The sequence below is a fragment of the Peribacillus sp. NPDC058075 genome (assembly GCF_042885195.1).
Taxonomy (GTDB): domain Bacteria; phylum Bacillota; class Bacilli; order Bacillales; family DSM-1321; genus Peribacillus.
This window is the reverse complement of the sequence record NZ_JBHVSL010000003.1, coordinates 201,664-219,324: the sequence shown is the minus strand read 5'-3', so window position 1 is coordinate 219,324 and position 17,661 is coordinate 201,664. Positions and strand designations below refer to the sequence as shown.

Sequence of the window (17,661 nt, the reverse complement as noted above, 5' to 3'; positions counted from 1 at the left end):
GTATATGTTTAGATGAATTTCTGGGGAGCCGGAAACAGGGGGGAAACTATGTTTACTAATGAAGAACAAGCTGCCGTATATAAAGCCATTTATAACCGAAGAGATATCAGGAGTTTTTTGCCAAAGCCCATTTCAAAGGATATACTCCGCAGAATTTTGGATGCTGCACATCATGCGCCGTCTGTAGGGTTCATGCAACCTTGGAGTTTCATCGTAATTTCATCTCAGGAAACCAAGAACAGTTTGGCATGGGCAGCGGATAAAGAAAGAAGGGCACTCGCTATTCATTATGAAGGAGGTAAAGAAAATAAGTTTCTTAGTTTGAAAGTGGAAGGATTAAAAGAAGCACCATACACCATTTGTGTTACATGCGACCCGACACGGGGCGGCTCCCATGTCTTAGGGAGGAACTCCATTCCGGAAACCGATATTCTATCAACGGCCTGCGCCATTCAAAATATGTGGCTGGCTGCCTGTGCGGAAGGATTGGCAATGGGATGGGTAAGCTTTTATAAGAAAAATGATATTCGTGATATTTTAGAGATTCCGCCACATATAGAACCCGTTGCACTCCTGTCGATTGGCTATACGGATCAATATCCGGATAAACCCATTCTTGAACTTGCTAATTGGGAAAAAAGAAGGCCGATGGAAGAGCTTATTTTCGAGGATAAATGGGGTAATAAATAAAACGATATATTTAGAATCCAAAACTGTTTATTAAGCCCCTGGTTCAGGGGTTTTTTGTTGTGAGGAAAATATAGAAGACTCTTACAAAAGATACTTCTTCTGAAAGAGTCTTTGTAAAAATTTGCTTTGATTTTAAAACCTGCGCCGTTTTGAAGATCCCGGAATACCGAGATCTTCACGGTATTTTGCAATAGTACGGCGGGAGATCTTCGTTCCTTCATTTTCGAATATTTGACAAAGTTTCTGATCTGAAAAAGGCCTTATCTTATCTTCATCGGCAATCAATACCTTTATTTTTTCTTTGATGGTGGCCGTTGATTCGGTTGCTTGGCTGTTCACGCGGTGTAACCCTCTAGTAAAGAAGTTTCTTAGTTTAAAGAGGCCATGCGGTGTCTGGATATATTTATTGCTAGTCGCCCTGCTGATCGTTGATTCATGAAGCTGAAGTTTTTCCGAAATGTCTTTCAGTGTCATAGGTTTTAATCCCGTAATTCCCTTCCTGAAAAACTCTCGCTGTTCGTCCACGATTGATGCTGTCACTTTGTAAAGTGTCATTTGCCGTTGTTCGAGCCCTTTTAAAAGTAATTGGGCATCATTTATGTGCCCTTTTATATAATCTTTAGCTGGATTAACAGATTTCATAGTAACGTGGTTCTTGTAGTAAGGATTGATGGACAGTTTAGGTGTGAAGCTATCGTTGACCGTTATCAGAAAACCCTCTTTATCTTTTTCCACGTAAACGTCCGGAACGATGTAATGAGTCATATCATCGGAAAAGTGACTGACTGGACGCGGGTTTAACGTACGGATGAAATCCGATGCCTCTTGTACTTCCTGAACGGTAACTCGGTAAAGACTGGCAATTTTCCTGTAGCGTTTTTCTGCTAAATCCGTTAAATGCTTTTTAACGATCTTATATGCCAATTCATTGTAATCCTCATGCTCACGCAGCTGAATGAGTAAACAGTCGGTCAGATCTTTAGCCCCGACTCCAATCGGGTCAAGGGACTGCAATACTTGAATCATACTTTCGATTACTTCCACGGACACGGAAAAATGCGAGGCAGCCCAATGGGCATCCAATTCAAGAAATCCATATTCATTTAAGTTCCCAATCAAATATTGGAGAATTCTCTTTTCAAATGCTTTCATCGAACTTAGTAAACTCAATTGTTCGAGTAAATGGCTTTCCAGTGTTTCTGTGTTGATTGAATAATTGTTGATAGGATTGTAATCATTGTCTCCGTTGAAACTTTTACTTTTATAGGACCGTATCCGAGAATTTATCTTATGTGTATGATTGCTGGATTCAGAAAGTGATGCGAGGGGTTCTTTAAAGCTAATTTCGAGAACGGGATTTTCATAAGCCTGTCGGTTCATGAAATCTAACAGTTCATGGGCGGAGTATTGAAGGATATTGATCGATTGCTGTAATTCAGGGGTTAATGACAATTTCAATGTTTGTTTTTGGTACAGTTCTAATCCTACCTGCATATATATCAACTTCTTTCGTTTAGAATTAACATAGCGGATCAAAAGGGATGAAAAAATATTAACATGATAATAATACAAATCTTCCGAAAATTCAATATTTCGTGTCAGGTTTTGTAACATCAAACTGAAAATAAAGAGGGGGATTCAAATTAATAGTTAATTTAATGAATGGGAGTTGAATGATTCAAATTCGAATCGAATGATTTGAATATGAATCAACTTGCACTCCTGATGATTCGGATATGAATCATATTAACTTGAATACCTTTAATATAAGGCTCATATAATTTGGCATGCATCTTGCAATATCTAAATATATAAATAAAAAAATAAACTAGCTTGAAAAAAATCCATACATGAGAAGGGTGTTTTTTACATGATTAAAGAGACGACGGGTATTCAGGAATTAATCGATTTGGATAAAAAGCATTTTATCCATCCGACTACGGCAATTGAACAACAGCAGGCAGATGGTCCAAGTTTCATCTTTAAGGAAGGAAAGGGAATATATCTTACGGATGTCACGGGCAGGACTGTCATTGATGGCATGGCTTCACTTTGGAATGTGAATATTGGACATGGACAAGAAGAGATGGCTGATGTCGCGAAGGAACAAATGGCGAAGTTAGCTTTCACCTCAAGTTTCGCCACTTTCAGCAATGAGCCGGCAATCCGGTTGGCAGCCAAAATCGCTTCCATCGCTCCTGGGGATTTAAATGCAGTTTTCTTCACTTCAGGTGGATCGGAGTCGAATGATACGGCTATCAAGCTTGCTCGACATTACTGGCTTTTGAAAGGGCAGCCTAATCGTCAAAAAATCATTTCCCGCTCGAAATCTTATCATGGAGTGGCAATGGGAGCCACAAGTGCAACTGGCCTGAAACCGTTCCGAGACTTCACGAATTCAATCGCACCGGATTTTTATCATGTGGACGGTTCCTCCATTGAGGAGTTGCGTAAGGTCATAGAACAGGAAGGACCGGAAACGATTGCGGCATTTATCGCTGAACCGATTCAAGGGGCAGGCGGCGTGAACCTTCCTCCTGAAGGCTATTTTAAAGAAGTAAGGGAGATTTGTAATGAATACGGCATTTTAATGGTGACAGATGAAGTCATTACAGGTTTCGGAAGAACAGGGACTTATTTTGGAATTGAACACTTTGGTGTTGTACCTGATATGATGTGCTTTGCAAAAGGTGTGACAAGCGGATATGCACAGTTAGGCGGGGTTGTCCTGAATGATAAGATGCATCAGGATTTCATTGCCCTTTCAAAAGGCACGCTTTTACACGGCTACACATATAGTGGCCATCCTATGGCTTGTGCGGTTGCTTTAAAAAATATTGAAATAATTGAACGTGAAAACCTTATAGAAAACTCGAAAAAGCGTGGTGAAGAGTTGCTTGCCGGCTTTAAAAAGCTTCAAAGCAAACACCCGATTATTGGTGATGTCAGAGCACTTGGATTAATTGGGGGCATCTCCATCGTAAAGGACAAACAAACAGGCGAAGGCTTTGAGACACAGCTTGCTCCAAGACTGGTTGCTGAAGCGGCGAAGAATGGTTTGATCTGCCGGTCTGTTACGTTTGATCAAGATACACTCGTATTCGCACCGCCTTTAATCATTACTAAATCGGAAGTCGAAAGAATAATTGAAATCCTTGATGAGACATTTACTGCTGTCGAAAAAGAAATTTTATAAGAGGTGAAAGTGATGGTCATGACGGAAACGCTGAAAAAGAAATTATTCATTAATGGTAAATGGCAAGAAGCTGAAAAGTTCACGACACTAAAGTCTCCTTATAGCGGGGAAGTTCTAGCGGAGATTCCTTCCGCAAGTCTGGAAGATGTCGAGTCGGCAATAGAATCAGCCTATCAAGCTAGAAAAACAATGGCAGCTTTACCTAGTCATAAACGTGCTGCCATACTTGAAAAGCTTGCGGGCCTTTTGGAAAGCCGCAAAGATGAGGCAGCTGAAATAATTGCTAAAGAGGCAGCAAAACCGATTAAAACGGCTATGGTTGAAGTATCCCGGACGATTGCCACATATAAATTTGCAGCAGAGGAAGCAAAACGGATTCATGGAGAAACATTGACGATGGATGCTACAGCTGACGGAGAAGGAAGAATAGGATACACAGTCCGTGAGCCTTTAGGTGTCGTGGGTGCGATTACGCCTTTTAATTTTCCGATGAACCTGGTTGCCCATAAAGTAGGCCCGGCGATTGCTGCCGGAAATACACTGGTCCTGAAACCTGCGAGCCAAACACCGCTATCTTCGCTATTTCTTGCTGAATTATTAGCCGAAACGGATTTGCCGGCAGGTGCGTTTAATTTAGTTACCGGAAGCGGCTCAGTGATCGGTGATAAATTAGTCACCGATTCACGGGTGAAGAGCATTTCATTTACAGGAAGTCCGGCTGTCGGAATCGGGATCCGGAATAAGGCCGGTTTAAAGAAAGTGAGTCTTGAACTAGGTTCGAATGCGGCTGTCATCGTTGATAAAGGGATCAATATCGATAAAATCATCCAACGCTGTGTATCGGCAGCATTCGCTTTTCAAGGGCAGGTCTGTATTTCCTTACAGCGTGCATATGTTCATGAAGAGGTGTATGATGAGTTCGTCAAAAAATTCACAGAAGCAACGAATGGCTTGAAACTTGGAGATTCCTTGGACCCGTCAGTGGATATTTCGGCATTGATCAGCGCTGGCGATGTACAGCGAAGCCTGGATTGGATCGCTGAAGCTAAACAACACGGTGCGATTGTTGCAGCAGGAGGAAAATCTGAAGGAAATATCCTGCATCCAACTGTGTTGCTGGAAGTGGATGCAATGCTTAAGGTATCTTGTCAGGAAGTTTTCGCTCCAATTGTTTTGATCAATAAGGTTTCTTCCGTCGAGGAAGCGATTGAGTTGGTCAATGATTCCGAATTCGGATTGCAGGCCGGAATTTACACAGAAAATATCAATCTGGCTCTTACTGCCGCAGAAAAATTGGAAGTCGGCGGTGTTATCATTAATGATATCCCAACTTACCGTGTCGACAACATGCCATATGGCGGAGTCAAAAAAAGCGGAACTGGCCGCGAAGGGCTGAAATATGCCATTGAAGAAATGACGGAAATGAAATTGGTCGTTATTAACCGGAATTAATCAGAAAAGAGGTGAGCAGCTGCTCATCTCTTTTTTTCTATGAATCTTGAAAGAGGTTGGCTCATGAGTTATGCAAAAATGAATAGGTAATTCACGGCTGAATTTAAATGAGGCAGGAAAGGGCAAAAAACCGTGAGTTACCTAATATTTCAAACTGGCATGAATCTTGCTCATATCTAATATATAGGTAGATAACTTAAAACCGAGGAGGAAATTACATGCAGGAAACTTTGCAAAATAACAAGAAAAAAGAAGGAACGGGAGCACTGGACTTAAAGATGTTCATCAATGGGGAATGGGTGAATTCGACTTCAGGTGAGAAGAGGGATGTATTGAATCCGGCAACAGGGGAAGTTATTGCCAAAGCTGCGGAAGGGACACAGAAAGATGTGGATGCAGCGGTCGAGGCAGCAAAATATGCTTTCTATGAAGGTGGTTGGTGGGGAACTCCTGCAGTGGAAAGAGCTCGCATTTTATTCAAAATAGCAAACAAAATAGAAGAAAAAGCTGAAGAACTAGCTGCGTTGGAAACATTGGATAATGGGAAACCATTGCGTGAGGCTCGTTATGATATCGCTGATTCAGCAGCCTGTTTTAGATATTATGCAGGTTTGGCTACAAAACCGACAGGTCAGACTTTTGAAGTTCCTGACGGCCAGCAAGCGATGGTCGTAAGGGAACCGATCGGTGTATGCGGGCAGATCGTTCCATGGAATTTCCCTCTAATGATGTCAGCCTGGAAACTGGCCCCGGCGCTTGCAGCAGGAAATTCCGTTGTATTCAAACCATCTGAGATCACTCCCGTGACAGCAGTCAAACTATTTGAAATCATGGATGAGGTCGGATTGCCGAAGGGTGTCGCAAACCTTGTGTTAGGAGCGGGGCCAGTTGTCGGACAAGCCATTGCCGAACATGAGGAAATCGATAAAGTAGCCTTTACAGGAGGAACGGCAACAGGACGTAAGATCATGGAGGCTTCACTGGGTAACCTCAAGAAAGTGACATTGGAGCTCGGCGGGAAATCGCCTAATATCGTATTTGCGGACTCTGACTTTGAGACTGCAGTTGATTATGCTCTATACGGGATTTTCTGCAATCAAGGACAAGTGTGCTCAGCAGGGTCCCGTTTACTATTGGAAGAGTCCATTTACGATCAGTTCATTGCAAGTCTTACTGCGAAAGCGAAAAAGATCAAGGTAGGTTCAGGTTCTGATGAGAACAGCCAGATGGGACCTATCGTTTCAGAAGCCCATATGAACAAAATATTATCGTATATTCAAATCGGAAAAGAAGAAGGTGCCAAATTAATCGTCGGTGGAAATCGAATGAAGGAAGAAGGCATGGATAAAGGTTACTTTGTTGAACCTACTATTTTTGTTGATACGACACCGGACATGCGGATTGTACAGGAAGAAATTTTTGGGCCGGTGCTTGTCGTTCAAAAATTCAAGGATGAAGCGGAAGCTCTTCAACTGGCCAATGATACGAAATATGGTTTAGCGGGAGCGGTGTTCACGAATGATATCGCAAAAGCATACCGTGTCATTAAAAAAGTGCGTGCCGGCATCACGTGGATAAACTCATATCATCCGACTTATAACGAAGCTCCTTGGGGAGGGTTCAAGCAAAGCGGAAATGGACGCGAACTGGGAACTTTCGGTTACGAAGCTTATACGGAAGTGAAGCAAATCAATAACAATTTGGATATCCAGCCAACAGGCTGGTTTGATGAAGAGTAAATAGCTTGACGAAAAGGCTGTTCCTTAGGGAACAGCCTTTTTTTGTGGAATCGGAGATTTATTTCTGAAATCACAGCTATATTCAAAGATCGCTCAACGTTGATCTACTCTTTTTGGACTTTTTCAAGATCCACCCGTCCTGAGAAGAAAACGGCGCCATTGCCCATATCTGCGAGGCGATCTGGGGTAAGGGAATTGATGTGTTGCTTCGTTTCGGGCGTATTCTGCCACAAGCCTTGGCTGACAAGAACGCCTGGTAACACATTTTCACCGGGAGCAGCGGTAAGCAAACATTCACCGCGACCGTTCCAGATTTTAACGATATCCCCGGGGGCTATCCCCATTGTTTTGGCATCGGCTGCATTCATGTGCAGTTTTGGTTCCTTTTCCATGGAGATATGTTTGGCATTATTTGAAAAGGTTGAATTCAAGAAATTGTGATTAGGTGCCGGAATGAATAAAAATGGCAGGTCGCTGTCTTTTATGATTGGCGTATATGTTGGCAAAGGCTCGTATCCATCCCGCTTCATCCGTTCGGAATAAAGTTCGATTTTACCGCTTGGTGTCGGGAGTTTACCTGGGAACAACGGCCGCATTTTGGCTTTGACAAATTGATTTCTTGAAAGGGAGTCATAGTTGATGCCTTCCAAATGCGGGTTGTCAGGAAAATCCAGCGCCTGCCGTATCATATCTTCCTCTGAATCTCTAAACTCTTGTTCTCCAAATCCCATCCCAACAGCTAACAGTTTGAACAATTCAACATTCGATTTCGATTCGCCATATTTTTCGACTACAGGTTTTTGTATTTGGACGTAATTATGCCAGTATGAATTATAAAAATCCTCCGTTTCATAAGATGACGTGGCAGGAAGGACGAGGTCGGCAAACATGGCCGTTTCGGTTAAGAATAGATCATGGACCACTGTGAATAGATCTTCCCGCATTAGACCTTCCTGTACCTTATTTGCATTCGGTGCGACAAGTGCTGGGTTGGAGCCGTATACCAACATGGAGCGAATCGGGTTTTCTTTTTGCAGAAGAGCTTGACCGATTTGGTTCATATTAATAGTCCGGGTTGCTTTATTTTGCAATAAATCCGGACGTCTTAAGGCATTTGTGTTAAACGCGAGATATCCTGAATTCCCTTTGATGGCTCCTCCGCCTTCCGCCATCCATTGGCCGGTAAGTGCAGGCAGGCACGCAATGGTGCGTACTGCCATGCCGCCATTGTCATGGTGCTGCAGGCCATTGCCTATCCGTACGAATGATGGACTTGTCGTGCCGTACATTCTGGCTAATTCATATAAGTCATCAATTGGAACGCCAGTGATCACGGAGACCGTCGCAGGGTCATATTGGCGGACGTGTTCGCGCAATTCAGCAGCACCCACTGTGTATTCATCGAGAAAGGGCTGGTCGACTAGATTCTCAGCATATAAGATATGCATTAATCCGAGGGCGAGCGCACTATCTGTACCAGGCAGAATCGGAATGAACCAATCCGCCCACTTGCCGGTTTGGTTTTTATGTACGTCAATGACAACTACTTTAGCCCCGTTTTTTCGGGCTTGCTGGGCAATCGTTACTTGATGCATATTTGTGCTCACAGCGTTAATGCCCCACATGATGAAAAGTTTTGTATGAATCGTTTCTTCGGGGTCGGTGCCAAATGAACCACCCATTGTATAGCTGTATCCGACTGAGCCGGCCGCGTTACAAATGGAACGTTCGAGTATGCTTGCACCTAGCTTGTGGAAAAAACGGCGGTCCATCCCCTCAGCGCTAAGATTGCCCATGTTTCCGTAAAAGCTGTAGGGAAGGATGCTTTCCGGACCGTGCATTTCGATCAGGTCTTTCCATTTGGAAGTGATTATGTCAATGGCCTCTTCCCAGCTGATTGGAGCGAATTTCCCTTCACCTTTCGGCCCGATGCGCTTTAATGGCTGCTTTAAGCGATTGGGATCATATAGACGGGCAGTCATGTTGCGGACTTTGTTGCAAATATTCCCTTTTGTGACTGGATGATCAGGGTCTCCTTGAACTTTAATGATTTTCCCGTCTTTTTTGTGCAGCAGTAAACCGCATTGATCAGGACAGTCGAGAGAGCAAACAGAGGGAAAGACTCCATCTGGCTGATTGATAAAGGATTGCATGGCGTATTCCTCCTAATAATTTAATCTAGTAAAATGAATTTTCTTAATTATATTGAAAGTGAAATCGATGAAAGGTGCAAGAACTTCTTAACATATGTTTTTTTTTCTGCTAAGCTTACAAGATGAAAAATTAACCTAGGGGGATTCATTTTTGGATTACGGAATTATAATATCAATTGGAATATACATGGCCGGCATGCTGTTAATTGGTTATTTGGCCTATCGGAAAACGGCAAACTTAACTGATTACATGCTTGGCGGACGGAACTTGGGCCCGGCTGTAACTGCATTGAGTGCAGGCGCTTCCGATATGAGCGGCTGGCTGTTGATGGGACTTCCGGGTGCAATGTACATAAGCGGGTTGACTGCTGGCTGGATTGTCGTCGGCCTGTGTGCAGGGTCTTATTTAAACTGGCTATTCGTGGCACCAAGACTTCGGACATATACGGAAGTGGCCGGCAATTCGATTACGATTCCCGACTTTTTGGGAAATCGGTTCAAGGATGGCTCCCGGATCTTAAAAGTGGTATCGGCATCGGTCATTTTAATTTTCTTCACCTTTTACACATCTTCAGGCATGGTAGCTGGCGGTGAGCTTTTCCGCACGGCATTCAATTTGGATTACCGGTGGGGCATCTGGCTGACGGCGAGCGTCGTTATTCTTTATACATTATTCGGCGGATTCCTTGCTGTTAGCTGGACGGACTTTGTACAAGGTACGATTATGTTCATTGCCTTAATTCTAGTACCGGTTGTCACGATTGTAAATATTGGTGGCTGGGATCCCACCTTCAATGAAATAAAATCGATCAACCCGAATTTATTGCATGTGTTTGAAGGGACATCAACCATTGGCATCATATCTCTTCTGGCTTGGGGCCTTGGTTATTTCGGACAGCCTCATATCATCGTTCGATTCATGGCGGTTTCATCTGTTAAAGAATTGAAAAGCGCACGTCGAATCGGTATGGGCTGGATGATTTTTGCCATCGTCGGAGCGATGTTCACCGGGTTGGTGGGGATTGCTTATTTTAACCTGACAAGCAGTCCTTTAGGGGAAAAAAATGCTGAGTCCGTCTTCATCATTTTAGCTAAAGAACTGTTTCCTTCCCTAATTACAGGCTTTTTGTTGGCTGCGATTTTAGCAGCTGTCATGAGTACGATTGCATCTCAGCTTTTAGTATCGGCAAGTGCCCTGACCGATGACTTCTATAAGCAGTTCATTCGGCCGAAAGCATCTGATAAGGAATTAGTACTGGTAGGTCGGTTTGGAGTATTGGCGATATCTGCCATCGCCTTATTATTGGCGTTCAATCCGAGCGGTACGATCCTTAAATTGGTGGGTTATGCATGGGCTGGTTTCGGAGCGGCATTCGGTCCTGTCATTCTATTAAGCCTGTACTGGAAAAGGATGACGAAATGGGGAGCCTTGGCGGGAATGATTGTCGGTACGGCAACCGTGATCGTCTGGGATATGATCGATAAGTTCGCTGAAGTATACGAAATCATTCCTGGTTTCATTGCTGGTTCAATAGCGGTGGTCGTTTTCAGCTTATTATCGGCCAAGCCTACAAAAGATATAGAAGAAGAATTCAATCAAGCCATTAAAAACCTCTCTTGATCATTGAAGGCCGAGTTAAAAATGCTCTGGATTTTTTAGCGATATAAAACAATGATTGCAATATATATGGTACAATATCGATAGAGTCCTTATGTTGAAAACATGAGGGCTTTTTTTGAGTGATTTGGGAATAATAAACCAAAAACAATACAAAGGAAAGAATATGAACCAATCTCATAAAATTGCATGTAAAGTGGCTTTTATATATATAATCATTGGGGTCTTATGGATTGTCGTTACGGATTACATCTCTATGACACAGGCAAGGGCAGATGTTCAGATATATGCAATGTTTCAACATTCCAAAGGATGGTTGTTCATTTTCATAACCGGGCTTTTCCTATACTTCATAATCAGGTATTGGACGGGGAAAATGTTGAGGTCCCAACAGGAATTCATTCTGAAGGATGAACAGTATCGGTCGCTGTTCAAGCATAACCCGGATTGTGTGCTTGAGTTGAATCTCGAAGGAAATGTAGTTTCGCTAAACCCGGAAGCTGAGAAACTGTTGGGTCACAATAGTGCCAATTTGAAAGGAAAGAATGCGAATCATCTCCTCAACTGGAATGAAAGTGATAAAGTATCCGAACTCTTTTTACAGTCCCTTCAAGGGGAGGCTGTTAAATTCGAAACGACCATCCAGAATAGCAGTGATGAAAAAAGGATAATCCGTGTGACTTTTTTACCGATCATCGTTCACGCTGAAATGCTAGGGGTATATGCAATCGTTAGGGATATTACTGAATTGCGGCGCGAAGAGGAATTGATGATCATGTCTGAAAAGCTATCTGTTATCGGACATCTGGCTGCCGCAGTCGCACATGAGATAAGGAATCCACTGACATCGTTAAAAGGATTCGTACAGTTAATGGATATGACCCAGGAAGTGAACCCGCTGCATTCCGATATCATGTTGAAGGAAATTGACCGAATCAATATTATCTCAAGCGAACTTTTGGTTCTCGGGAAGAAACAGGATGTCGCATTTCGCAGGATCGATCTTGCTGACAGTTTACAGCAGGTATTCACGTTGATGAAAGCAGAAACGAATTTGAATAATATCGAAATGGGGTTCAGGGTTAAAACTGCCGAACCGATTTATATTATGGCTGATTCAACTGAACTTAAACAGTTGGTAATCAATATCATAAAGAACAGCATTGAAGCGATAAAGGATAATGGGGAAATTGAAATTTCGCTGCAAATCATCGATGGTCAAGCTGTAGTCAGCGTGCGTGATAATGGCATGGGAATGGAACCTGAGCGCCTTGAACGAATTGGTGAGCCTTTTTACTCCACGAAGGAAAAGGGCACAGGGATCGGGCTTGCAATTTGCCGGAAGATCGTTCATCGCCTTCAGGGGGAAATGCATTTTGAAAGTGAAATAAACAAAGGGACGACGGTTACAATTCGCATTCCGTTGGCTACTGGCCAAGAATAAATGGTACTATGAAAGATAGGAAAAGTTTTATATTAAAGGAGAACGATATGAGCGAATTACCTGCATTAATAAACGATAGAAAACCATATATACAAGAGGTCTGGAAAAAGTCCGGATTCGGACAACTTACCCCGATTCAAACGAAGGCGATTCCCGTGATTGTCGAAGGAAAAGATATCATGGCCGAATCACCGACAGGTACAGGAAAAACATTAGCATATTTACTGCCATTGCTGGAAAAGATAGATCCTGAAAAAAAATCGCCCCAAGCCTTGATTTTGGCATCATCACGAGAACTGGTCATGCAAATCAATGAAGAAATTCGCATTTGGTCGGAGGGAAGCGACATTACGGGTGCAGCATTCATCGGCGGTGCTAATGTGAAAAGGCAGTTGGACAAACTGAAGAAACGTCCACAGGTGATTGCTGGAACACCGGGACGGATTTACGAATTGATTGCCCAAAAGAAATTGAAGATGCATGAAGTTAAGACGATAGTACTTGATGAAGGTGACCAATTGATCACTCCGGAGCATATGGGAACAATCAATAATATTATCAAAACAACGCTAAAAGACCGGCAAATCATGGTGTTTTCAGCGACCCTGCCGGAGGAAACGGAAAAAGCGGCAAGGGGATTCATGAATGAACCCGAAATGGTCAAGGTTGATAAGCATGAAAAAATGGAATCAAAGGTGGATCATCTTTACTTTGTTGTTGAGAGACGGGAAAAATCAAAGATTCTCGAGAAAATAACAAGACTTAAAGATGTGAAGGCCCTTGCCTTTCTGAATGATATTGCAGAGCTGAGCGTCTTACATGAAAAGCTGAGCTATAAAGGTATTGAAATGGGCGTGCTTCACGGCGAATCCAATAAAGTTGAAAGGGAGAAAGCGCTGCGCAAGCTTCGTTCCGGAAAATCCCCGATGCTGATAGCAACGGATGTAGCGGCAAGGGGGCTAGATATTAAAGGCCTTACTGCGGTCGTCCATATTGATATGGCTGACAACATCGAACAATATATCCATAGATCCGGGAGAACTGGGCGTGCAGGTGCAGATGGCACGGTCATTTCAATCGTAACGGAAAGAGAAGAGCGAGAGTTGAAAAAAATGGCTCGTGAACTGGAGCTACCATTAACGAGAGTAACCTTCTATGGTGGAAATATCGTAGTCGATGAATGATTCGGGAAAAGGGACGGCCATGACGGCTGTCCCTTTTTTTTTTCGAATGCCCGTAGGTAAATCCAACTCTCCAGAAATCATATAATATTTACTAAATTCAGGGGTTCATTAATGGGTGATAATCATGAATGAAAACGCTTCCTTTATATGGGTTTTTGACATATGATAGCAATAGACATAGGTTAGGAGGAGACGGTATGACAGGAAAGTATAAACAGTTTGAAACGGCAGTCATCCATGAAGGATATGACTCGAAGCAGCATTTAGGAAGTTTGGCAACACCCTTATTCCAAACCTCAACATTCACTTTCGAAAATGCCGAGCAAGGGGAGAGGCGTTTCGCCGGTATGGAAGATGGATATATATATTCACGACTTGGAAATCCAACGGTACAGGTGCTTGAAGAAAAGATTGCGGCTTTGGAAGGCGGGGAAGCTGGCCTTGCTTTCGGATCAGGCATGGCTGCCGTTTCAGCTGTGCTTTTTGCGTTAACGAAAACAGATGACCACATCCTGTGCTCACAGGGGTTATATGGTTGTACATTTGGCCTTCTGCAGCTAATGAAAAATAAATACCGCATCACTCATGATTTTTGTGAAATGGATACAGAAGAACAGGTAAGGAAAATGATCCGGCCGGAAACGACCTGCATCTATGTAGAAACCCCGATCAATCCGACGATGAAAATGATTGACTTACAGATGGTGGTGAAAGTTGCGAAGGAATATAATGTGACGGTCGTAGTGGATAATACGTTTTCAACGCCATACCTGCAGAGACCGCTTGAGTATGGCTGTGATATCGTCCTTCATAGCGCTACGAAATATCTTTGCGGGCATGGGGATGTAGTTGCAGGACTTGTCGTAGGTAAGAAGGAATTCATGAATCAGGTAGCTGGGACTACACAGAAGGATATCGGTGGAATCATTTCACCTTTCGATGCCTGGTTACTATTGCGGGGGTTAAAGACCTTGCCTGTCAGGATGGACCGTCATTCGGCCAATGCAGTGGAAATCTTTCATGAACTTAAGAAACATCCAAAGGTGAAAAAGGTATATTATCCAGGTGATGAAGCTTCATCGGATCATTATATCATGCAAAAACAGATGAAACATGGCGGCGGCCTTATCTCTTTCGAATTACATGGCACAAAACAGGATGCACAGGAATTCCTCAATAAATTGAAACTAATCAAAATTGCCGTAAGTCTTGGGGATGCCGAAACATTGATCCAGCATCCCGCTACCATGACGCACTCTGCCGTTCCTGAAGATTCCCGGAAACTAATGGGCATCAGTGACCAGCTGGTCCGTCTCTCAGTTGGCCTAGAAGCTTGGCAGGATGTCTGGCAAGATCTTCAGCAAGCATTTTAAGCTACCATTTTCCTTCTATTTTTAATGAAGATGGTGATGGATACGATAAAAGTGATGACTGCCAGAATATAAGAAATGTCCGTAATTACCGGATAGGCGGAGCTATTTCGTATCCCGATGCCTATGAACGCCCAAACGAATACGAGAGGATAGCACCAATCCCGGTTTTTACCTGCAAAGACTAAAGCCAGGATTGTTGCTGCAATCAGCAGGACGATCGTCCAGGCTAACCTTGAAACCCCAAAACCGTCCCATTTGATAAACGTGAGGTAATAAGAAATGTCAGTGATCGTAGCAACACTTACCCAGCCTGTATAAACGGAAAATGGAAATAGGTCGAAAGGAGTGTGCTCCACCTTTTTTATGCTTGTATAAATGACCATTAAAGTAGCCAAAAGAGCAATGATAATGAATACGGATAACAAAAAGAGTTCATAGTGCCAAGCCAAAAGCCAGGCGCCATTCAAGGCACAGCTTAAAGCGAACCAAGGGAAGGCTGCCTTATAAGCAGGACTGTTTTGATGTTTGCTTAAGAACTTCCTGAATACCCAGATGGCGAGCAGGAAATAGATCAAGCCCCATATGGAAAATACATATCCGGCAGGAGTGAAAAGGACATCAAGTTTATCGGAAATCTCTCCTGATGTCTGGCCGTTCAATGGCAGGAAATTAGCTAAAAAATTCATCGTGACGACGAATAGATAGAAAATCAAGTTGATGATGGAAATAAGCATTAAGGCTTCCTCTTTATATGAATTGTGATTCTCTAACCCTATTCCACAAATGTAGCCTGAGTAACCTATTTGGAGCACATCTACCTTCTAACCATCTTGCTGTTGGAGTACCTGCGAAATCAAAACCCATAAAATTAGATATAGCTAAGTGAATGTCACGTTCGGAACATACCATGAGGTTAATGAACTTCCAAAAAAATTTAATTACATCTGGGCTTTTAGGGTATGATTAATAAGTCACTCCTCCTTTGTTTTGTATTACCTTATTCAATATAAAATTAGGGGGTTCTACAATGAATAATCATTTTGAAAAAACTTTGAATAGCTTACTTGTTGATCTTAGTCAAACAATAACGGAGTATAATCCAAATGATTTACGAATAGCGACTGCTAGCTTCATGAAATTTGTAAGTAAAATGGATAGGTCAACTTATAATTCTAGTTATTATTTTGACGCAAAGAAAGTTCAGCATATTAAGAATTTTATTCTCAGTTATTATCAAATGAAATGAGTGACGAAGCTTACTGCCTTTTAGGAGTGAGCTTTTTTAAAAATGTATTAATTGCCGTCAGGTTGGAACAAACTGTGCGGAATTATCGTATGTATGAAGATAAGGGCTAATAAGCCCTTATACAGCATTAGTATCCGAAATGCTTAGGCGGACAGCATGGATTTTGCGGTGGCGCTCCACAAATCAGGTTTTCAGTATAGCATTCGTTCACCACGGATTGAGTGTGAGGAAAGTAATGCTTATACGTATTCACGTGTTTATTGACAGTTGTAGTATGTGATGGATGAACGACAGGAATCACTGTGTTCGATACATTAGTATTAACATATTGCTGAGTTGGAGAGACTTGTGCTGGAGCAACTTGAGTAGGAAGTGTTTGCGTTGGGCAATGTTGTACTGGAGACGCAGGCATTGGACTAAAGGCTCCCATTACGTTGGAATGTTTACCGGTTGATGCGCCCATTACTCCAGGTGAGTTCCCGAATGCTCCCATTACATGGGGGTTATTTCCTCCACTATTACGATTACGAAAAAACATTAATATTACACCCCTTCATTAAGATTTCATTACACTTGTAGTTTATGAAAAAAGGGTAGGTTTGTACTAATGACAAAGCCTTTTAATACAAGAACAGGCATAAAACACTTTTTGTTAATTTAAGAAAGTAAGCATAACCGTACAAAGGGAAATTTAAATACTGATACAATTCAAGTCGTCCCAAAAGGGCGGCTTTTTATTATGTATAAAATCATCCTAGACATACAGAGATAGAGAGAATTTTTATGTTAAAGGTGGTTATGGACATTGGAGGAGATGGACATGCCACATAGATTAGATAATCATGAGCAACGTATTTCGCAATTATAAACCAATTATGGTGAGGTAATTTAAGAAATATCAATTATAAAACAAGGTCAGGACCAGATTGAAAAAACTGTTTTGCAAGCCTCGAATTCTCAAAAAGATATATTGGTTTCACAAAATCAAACAATGCTGCAGCATTTACTAACCATTAATCAAAAGAAAGAAGAAGTAAAAGGACAGGTACAGTTAACAAAAATCGCAGCAGAAAAGGACGTCACTGTAGCGAAGATGTCAAGTCAAGAAAAGATCCTCGTAGCGCTCCAGGGCTATTGTTAGCAGCGTTTGAATATATACCATTAATCATAAGTTCGTTTGGAGGATAAAACTATGGAAAATGAAGTCATGCAACAAGTATTACTTTTTACAACAATATTGGCACCAATTGTGGTCGCAATGGTCCAGGTGGTTAAACAGACGGTTACTTTGCCAAACAATGTACTGCCAATCTTAAGCTTGGTAATCGGTCTGGGAGTAGGTTCTGTTGCTTTTCCATTCACAGAAATGGATTTAGTTTTAAGGTTATGGGCCGGGGCTTTTGCTGGTCTGGGTGGAACAGGCCTTTATGAGTTAGTTGCCAAAAGAGAAGGATCTTCAAAATAAGCTGCCCATTGGGTGGCTTTTTATTTTAGGCTCTTTTCGTAAAGATTGTTGTTTTTAAAACAAAACGATTTAAGGGTGATTGGAGCGGAAGTGCGAGACTC

The 17,661-nt window shown here is 42.3% G+C and carries 14 protein-coding genes; 10 read left to right on the top strand and 4 right to left on the bottom strand.

What is annotated here, in order from left to right; translation table 11 throughout:
• The first annotated feature begins 48 nt into the window (after positions 1–48).
• Entirely contained in the window at positions 49–690 is a 642-nt protein-coding gene (gene bluB, locus ACFVS1_RS21825; protein WP_352925075.1) for a 5,6-dimethylbenzimidazole synthase, read from the top strand.
• A gap of 132 nt (positions 691–822) precedes the next feature.
• Here bluB and rpoN read toward each other — a convergent pair whose 3' ends face one another.
• Positions 823–2,184 (bottom strand): RNA polymerase factor sigma-54, encoded by a 1,362-nt coding sequence (gene rpoN / locus ACFVS1_RS21820; RefSeq protein ID WP_387550399.1) that lies wholly within the window; start codon positions 2,182–2,184, stop codon positions 823–825.
• A 376-nt stretch (positions 2,185–2,560) separates the two neighbouring features.
• On the opposite strand from rpoN, the gene ACFVS1_RS21815 reads away from it, so the two are divergent.
• The 3 genes from ACFVS1_RS21815 to ACFVS1_RS21805 all read left to right on the top strand — a co-directional run bounded on the left by ACFVS1_RS21815 (position 2,561) and on the right by ACFVS1_RS21805 (position 7,077).
• Positions 2,561–3,886, top strand: coding sequence for an aminotransferase family protein (locus tag ACFVS1_RS21815; protein WP_352925073.1), 1,326 nt, complete (start codon positions 2,561–2,563; stop codon positions 3,884–3,886).
• Positions 3,887–3,904: 18 nt separating this feature from the next.
• On the top strand, positions 3,905–5,338 hold the full coding sequence (locus ACFVS1_RS21810; protein ID WP_387550674.1) for an aldehyde dehydrogenase family protein: 1,434 nt from the start codon (positions 3,905–3,907) through the stop codon (positions 5,336–5,338).
• A gap of 218 nt (positions 5,339–5,556) precedes the next feature.
• Positions 5,557–7,077, top strand: a complete 1,521-nt coding sequence (locus ACFVS1_RS21805) for an aldehyde dehydrogenase family protein (protein ID WP_387550397.1) — start codon at positions 5,557–5,559, stop codon at positions 7,075–7,077.
• Positions 7,078–7,181: 104 nt separating this feature from the next.
• On the opposite strand, the gene ACFVS1_RS21800 is transcribed toward ACFVS1_RS21805, so the two are convergent.
• A complete protein-coding gene (locus ACFVS1_RS21800; protein ID WP_387550395.1) occupies positions 7,182–9,230 on the bottom strand; it encodes a molybdopterin oxidoreductase family protein in 2,049 nt (682 codons plus the stop codon).
• A gap of 151 nt (positions 9,231–9,381) precedes the next feature.
• Between ACFVS1_RS21800 and putP the strand changes: the two genes are divergently transcribed.
• The 4 genes from putP to megL all read left to right on the top strand — a co-directional run bounded on the left by putP (position 9,382) and on the right by megL (position 14,849).
• Positions 9,382–10,851, top strand: a complete 1,470-nt coding sequence (putP, locus tag ACFVS1_RS21795; protein WP_387550393.1) for a sodium/proline symporter PutP — start codon at positions 9,382–9,384, stop codon at positions 10,849–10,851.
• Positions 10,852–10,966: 115 nt separating this feature from the next.
• Positions 10,967–12,292 (top strand): ATP-binding protein, encoded by a 1,326-nt coding sequence (locus ACFVS1_RS21790; RefSeq protein WP_387550391.1) that lies wholly within the window; start codon positions 10,967–10,969, stop codon positions 12,290–12,292.
• A 47-nt stretch (positions 12,293–12,339) separates the two neighbouring features.
• Positions 12,340–13,476: a DEAD/DEAH box helicase gene (locus tag ACFVS1_RS21785; protein WP_352925067.1), complete on the top strand. Its 1,137-nt coding sequence runs from the start codon at positions 12,340–12,342 to the stop codon at positions 13,474–13,476.
• 197 nt (positions 13,477–13,673) lie between these two features.
• Positions 13,674–14,849 (top strand): methionine gamma-lyase, encoded by a 1,176-nt coding sequence (gene megL, locus ACFVS1_RS21780; protein WP_387550388.1) that lies wholly within the window; start codon positions 13,674–13,676, stop codon positions 14,847–14,849.
• On the opposite strand, the gene ACFVS1_RS21775 is transcribed toward megL, so the two are convergent.
• Complete coding sequence (locus ACFVS1_RS21775) at positions 14,846–15,583, bottom strand: TspO/MBR family protein (RefSeq protein WP_387550386.1); 738 nt, start codon at positions 15,581–15,583, stop codon at positions 14,846–14,848. The genes megL and ACFVS1_RS21775 overlap by 4 nt on opposite strands.
• 293 nt (positions 15,584–15,876) lie before the next feature.
• On the opposite strand from ACFVS1_RS21775, the gene ACFVS1_RS21770 reads away from it, so the two are divergent.
• Complete coding sequence (locus ACFVS1_RS21770; RefSeq protein ID WP_352925064.1) at positions 15,877–16,095, top strand: hypothetical protein; 219 nt, start codon at positions 15,877–15,879, stop codon at positions 16,093–16,095.
• Positions 16,096–16,222: 127 nt separating this feature from the next.
• Here ACFVS1_RS21770 and ACFVS1_RS21765 read toward each other — a convergent pair whose 3' ends face one another.
• Complete coding sequence (locus ACFVS1_RS21765) at positions 16,223–16,507, bottom strand: CotD family spore coat protein (protein ID WP_352925063.1); 285 nt, start codon at positions 16,505–16,507, stop codon at positions 16,223–16,225.
• A 795-nt stretch (positions 16,508–17,302) separates the two neighbouring features.
• On the opposite strand from ACFVS1_RS21765, the gene ACFVS1_RS21760 reads away from it, so the two are divergent.
• Positions 17,303–17,560: a holin gene (locus ACFVS1_RS21760; protein WP_352925194.1), complete on the top strand. Its 258-nt coding sequence runs from the start codon at positions 17,303–17,305 to the stop codon at positions 17,558–17,560.
• The last annotated feature ends 101 nt before the right edge of the window (positions 17,561–17,661 follow it).

What these genes read in the sequence shown, in the direction of transcription:
- bluB (WP_352925075.1), top strand. Translation starts at nt 49, where the DNA reads ATGTTTACTAATGAAGAACAAGCTGCCGTATATAAAGCCATTTATAAC.
- rpoN (WP_387550399.1), bottom strand. Translation starts at nt 2,184, where the DNA reads ATGCAGGTAGGATTAGAACTGTACCAAAAACAAACATTGAAATTGTCA.
- ACFVS1_RS21815 (WP_352925073.1), top strand. Translation starts at nt 2,561, where the DNA reads ATGATTAAAGAGACGACGGGTATTCAGGAATTAATCGATTTGGATAAA.
- ACFVS1_RS21810 (WP_387550674.1), top strand. Translation starts at nt 3,905, where the DNA reads ATGACGGAAACGCTGAAAAAGAAATTATTCATTAATGGTAAATGGCAA.
- ACFVS1_RS21805 (WP_387550397.1), top strand. Translation starts at nt 5,557, where the DNA reads ATGCAGGAAACTTTGCAAAATAACAAGAAAAAAGAAGGAACGGGAGCA.
- ACFVS1_RS21800 (WP_387550395.1), bottom strand. Translation starts at nt 9,230, where the DNA reads ATGCAATCCTTTATCAATCAGCCAGATGGAGTCTTTCCCTCTGTTTGC.
- ACFVS1_RS21785 (WP_352925067.1), top strand. Translation starts at nt 12,340, where the DNA reads ATGAGCGAATTACCTGCATTAATAAACGATAGAAAACCATATATACAA.
- megL (WP_387550388.1), top strand. Translation starts at nt 13,674, where the DNA reads ATGACAGGAAAGTATAAACAGTTTGAAACGGCAGTCATCCATGAAGGA.
- ACFVS1_RS21775 (WP_387550386.1), bottom strand. Translation starts at nt 15,583, where the DNA reads ATGCTTATTTCCATCATCAACTTGATTTTCTATCTATTCGTCGTCACG.
- ACFVS1_RS21770 (WP_352925064.1), top strand. Translation starts at nt 15,877, where the DNA reads ATGAATAATCATTTTGAAAAAACTTTGAATAGCTTACTTGTTGATCTT.
- ACFVS1_RS21765 (WP_352925063.1), bottom strand. Translation starts at nt 16,507, where the DNA reads ATGCCTGCGTCTCCAGTACAACATTGCCCAACGCAAACACTTCCTACT.
- ACFVS1_RS21760 (WP_352925194.1), top strand. Translation starts at nt 17,303, where the DNA reads ATGCAACAAGTATTACTTTTTACAACAATATTGGCACCAATTGTGGTC.